This is a genomic window from Devosia elaeis (genome assembly GCF_001650025.1).
Lineage (GTDB): Bacteria > Pseudomonadota > Alphaproteobacteria > Rhizobiales > Devosiaceae > Devosia > Devosia elaeis.
On the sequence record NZ_LVVY01000003.1, the window covers coordinates 1 to 2,640 of the forward strand.

The window sequence follows — 2,640 nt, forward strand, 5'->3', positions numbered from 1 at the left end:
TGCTGCGCGTCAAACAGGGTGAGCCTCAGCGTCAATCAGGATGAGACGGAGCTGTTGGTGCGTGTCGCAGGCAGGGCGTAGCCCGACCGGAGGCACGTACCAACAGCTTTGCCCGATTTCGGGGTCTGTGATCGCGGTCGTCCCAGTACAGTGGTGGTTTTCAGGAGGGGAACCACCTTTGTGCCGGGGCGCCATGTAACCGATCATCAGATGAGGCTTTTCATGAAGCTCAGACAAAACCACACCACCGAGACGGCGTCAGCCAAGGCCGGGCTAAGCCGCGCGACAGGCTACCGGCTGCTCCATAACCCGGTATTGCCTTCCCAGAGGCGAGAACCCCGAGAACGCCGACGTCCCGATCCCCTGGAGCACATCTTCGAGGCTGAAGTTGTGCCGTTGCTGCAGGCAGCGCCGGGGCTGCGAGCTGTGGCCATTTATGAGGAACTGTTGCGCCGCCATCCCGACCTGCAGCCTGGTATCCGTCGCACGCTGGAGCGTCGTATTCGCGCCTGGCGCGCCATCCATGGCGCCGAGCGAGATGTTATTTTCCGGCAGGTTCACGAACCGGGACGGCTGGGGCTTTCGGATTTTACCGATATGGGTGGGCTTGGTGTGACCATTGCCGGGCAGCGGCTGGATCACCTGCTGTACCACTTCCGCCTACCCTGGTCTGGCTTCGAACACGCCCATGTCATTCTGGGCGGGGAAAGCTTTGTTGCTCTGGCCGAGGGGTTGCAGAATGCCTTGTGGTCGGCCGGTGGTGCTCCTCATTATCACCGCAGCGACAGCCTCTCGGCCGCCTTCCGCAATGTCGACGCCGAGGCTCGAACAGATCTCACGACGCGATACGAGGCCCTTTGCTCGCACTATGGGATGACCCCGACGCGGAATAACAAGGGTGTGGCCCATGAGAACGGTTCGATCGAGAGTGCTCATGGCCATCTCAAAGGCGCGATCCGGGATGGTTTGCTGATGCGTGGCAGCCCCGACTTCGAGGATCTGGGCTCCTACCGCGCCTTTGTCGACGAGATCATCGGCCGCCGCAATGCGAACCGCGGTAAAGGCATCGAGGCGGAGCGAGCGCATCTGCAGGTCCTGCCTGAGCGCCGCACCACGGACTTCGAGGAGGTGATCGTCACCGTTTCCAGCACGGGCGGGTTCACCTTGCGTAAGGTGTTCTACACCGTGCCTTCCCGTCTGATCGGCCACCGGTTGAGGGTACGTCTGTTCGATGACAGGCTGGAAGTGTTCATGGGCGGAACGCATTTGCTGACCCTGCCCAGAGGGCGCGCTCAGGCCAACGGCAAGCATGACCAGGTGGTGAACTACCATCACGTCATCCACTCCTTGCGCAAGAAGCCCATGGCGCTGCTGCACCTGGTTTATCGCGACAAGCTCTTCCCCCGACCGGAATATCGTCGTGCGTTTGAGGCGCTGTGTGCCGCGATGCCGGAACGGCCAGCCTGCAAGATCACAGTCGAACTCCTGGCGCTTGCCCATGAGCGCAACTGTGAAGGAGAGCTGGCCAATGAGTTGGGTCAGGTGCTCCGTTCCGGTAGCCTGCCGGATCTGGCGACATTGCGGACAAAGTTCTCTCCAGATCCCGCCGACTTGCCCCAGGTCTTTGTGCAGCCCGTCTGTCTGGACAGCTACCAGGTCCTGGTCGGAACCCAGGGCATGGCGGGAGAAAGCGCATGAAAGCCAATACCCATCCAGTCGATGAAGCTCGCCTGGGCATCATGCTCAACGAGCTAAGATTGCCCACTATCAAGACCCTCTGGCCCAGGTTCGCCGAGCAATCCGATCGCGAAGGCTGGCCCGCGGCACGATTCCTGGCGGCCATTGCAGAGCATGAGCTTGCCGAGCGAGCCCACCGGCGGATCGAGCGGCATCTGGCCGAAGCCCACTTGCCGCCGGGAAAAACGCTGGACAGCTTCGACTTTGAAGCCGTGCCCATGATCTCGAAGGCTCAGATCGTCGCCATGGTGGCCGGTGACAGCTGGCTCGCCAAGGGCGCCAATGTGTTGATGTTCGGCCCGCCGGGCGGCGGCAAAAGCCATCTCGCCGCAGCCGTCGGCCTGGCGTTGATCGAAAATGGCTGGCGCGTGCACTTCACCAGGACCACCGATCTCGTCCAGAAGCTACAGGTCGCCCGGCGCGAACTGCAGCTCGAGGCGGCCATTTCCAAGCTCGACAAGTTCGATCTGCTGATCCTGGATGATCTCGCCTACGTCACCAAGGACCAGGCCGAAACCAGCGTTCTGTTCGAGCTCATCTCGGCGAGATACGAGCGACGCTCGGTCATGATTACCGCCAACCAGCCCTTTGGAGAATGGAACAGGGTCTTCCCCGATCCAGCCATGACGCTGGCCGCTGTCGATAGGCTGGTCCATCACGCGACCATCTTCGAAATGAACGTCGAAAGCTACCGGCGGCGATCGGCCCTCGAGGCTAAACGGCAACGGGGAAGACCGGCATCTTTTGCGACAATCAAGAACACACCTGTGACTGACGCTCCGCGTCAATCACAGGAAGACGGCGAGGTTGCCCGCGACAATCAACCTGATAACATCACAAACGCCGCGACGTAGAATCTCATCCTGATTGTCGCCAGCGTCTCATCCAGATTGCCGCGCTATA

The 2,640-nt window shown here is 61.1% G+C and carries 2 protein-coding genes; both read left to right on the top strand.

The window, feature by feature from the left end; translation table 11 throughout:
• Positions 1–180 precede the first annotated feature (180 nt).
• The gene (gene istA, locus A3840_RS00865; protein WP_067450479.1) at positions 181–1,698 is read left to right on the top strand and encodes an IS21 family transposase; all 1,518 of its coding nucleotides are present in this window, start codon (positions 181–183) and stop codon (positions 1,696–1,698) included.
• Positions 1,695–2,591, top strand: a complete 897-nt coding sequence (gene istB / locus A3840_RS00870) for an IS21-like element helper ATPase IstB (RefSeq protein WP_067450476.1) — start codon at positions 1,695–1,697, stop codon at positions 2,589–2,591. Before istA ends, istB begins: the two co-directional genes overlap by 4 nt.
• Positions 2,592–2,640: the final 49 nt, after the last annotated feature.

Coding starts and splice junctions, on each gene's coding strand:
- istB (WP_067450476.1), top strand. CDS start 1,695: ATGAAAGCCAATACCCATCCAGTCGATGAAGCTCGCCTGGGCATCATG.